Annotated in this window: 1 protein-coding gene; it reads left to right on the top strand. The window is 63.0% G+C overall.

Annotated features, from left to right (window positions below; all coding sequences use genetic code 11):
* Nucleotides 1-113: 113 nt before the first annotated feature.
* Nucleotides 114-1,343 (top strand): DDE-type integrase/transposase/recombinase, encoded by a 1,230-nt coding sequence (locus QM841_RS42815; protein ID WP_164060291.1) that lies wholly within the window; start codon nucleotides 114-116, stop codon nucleotides 1,341-1,343.
* Nucleotides 1,344-1,357: the final 14 nt, after the last annotated feature.

Here is a 1,357-nt window from a genome sequence, read left to right as displayed (position 1 = left end):
CGCGTTGACTCATCCAAAATGCCCGCGTAAGCCCCTTCGTTGCCTCACGTGAGAACGCCCGCGTAGCGGCGTGTCGATCACGTCGGTGTGGTGGTCGAGGGTAGGGCCGGAGGATGGGACTGACCATGGCTGAACGCAGAGCCGTCACCACGGCGATCGCGACCCGCTACAAGCGCGCCGACAAGCCGGGCAAAGCGAAGATCCTAGACGAACTGTGCGCCACGACCGGCTGGCATCGCGACCACGCCCGCAAGGCATTGCGGGCAGCGTTGATTCCGAAGGTGGTCCGTCCCCGAACCGGGCGCCCACCGACGTACGGGCCGAACGTTGTTGCAGCGTTGATCTTCTGCTGGGCGGTGCTGGGGATGCCTGCCGGGAAGCGGCTTGCGCCGGCACTGCCAGACCTCGTGCCCATTCTGCGTGCGTTCGGTGAACTCGACATCGACGACGCTACCGCACTGTTGCTGGTCGGCATGTCTGCAGCCACCATCGACCGACGGCTGGCGCCCGAACGCAAGAACCATGAACTCAAGGGCCGATCACATACCAAGCCCGGTTCCCTGCTCAAGTCCCAGATCCCGATCCGCACCTGGGCGCAGTGGGATGATGCGGCGCCGGGGTTCGTCGAGATCGACCTGGTCGGCCACGAGGGCGGCAACGCCGTCGGTGAGCACGCTTACACGCTGACGGTCACCGACATCGCCACCGGTTGGACCGAGAACCGCAGTGTGCGCAACAAGGCCCGCAAATGGGTCATCGCCGCACTCGACGAGATCGCTGCCATCATGCCGTTCCCACTCCTCGGCGTCGACTCCGACAACGGCAGCGAGTTCATCAACCACCACCTGCTCGACTGGTGCAACAGACAGCAGATCACCTTCACCCGCTCGCGTCCCGGAAACTCCAACGACGGGGCACACGTCGAGCAGAAGAACTGGGCCGTAGTACGCACCATCGTCGGCTATCTCCGCTATGACACCTCTGCAGAGTTGTTGCTGCTCAATCAGATCTGGGTTCTGCAGTCGCAGCTAACGAACTACTTCTACCCACAGCAGAAATTGGTGTCGAAAGAACGTGACGGCGCGAAGGTGACCAAGAAGTACGACATCGCCACCACTCCGCATCGGCGTGCAGACCAGCACGAGGCCGTCACCGGAGAGGACAAGGCCATCCTCGCCGACACGTACTCGACCATCAACCCCGCCGCCGTCCAGCGTCAGATCCAGGCATTGACCACCGAGCTCATCGCCCTCGCCACCGCCAAGAACACACCCACGAGGAGAGCCCCTCTCACGCGGGCACTTCTCGATGAGTCAACGAATCAGACTTCGCGGGCATCTTGACATGAGGCAACAGG

The sequence above is a fragment of the Rhodococcus sp. IEGM 1307 genome, from assembly GCF_030056915.1.
Classification (GTDB): domain Bacteria; phylum Actinomycetota; class Actinomycetes; order Mycobacteriales; family Mycobacteriaceae; genus Rhodococcus_F; species Rhodococcus_F opacus_D.
Note: the sequence above shows the minus strand (reverse complement) of the source record. Positions and strands in the feature narration are given on the sequence as shown.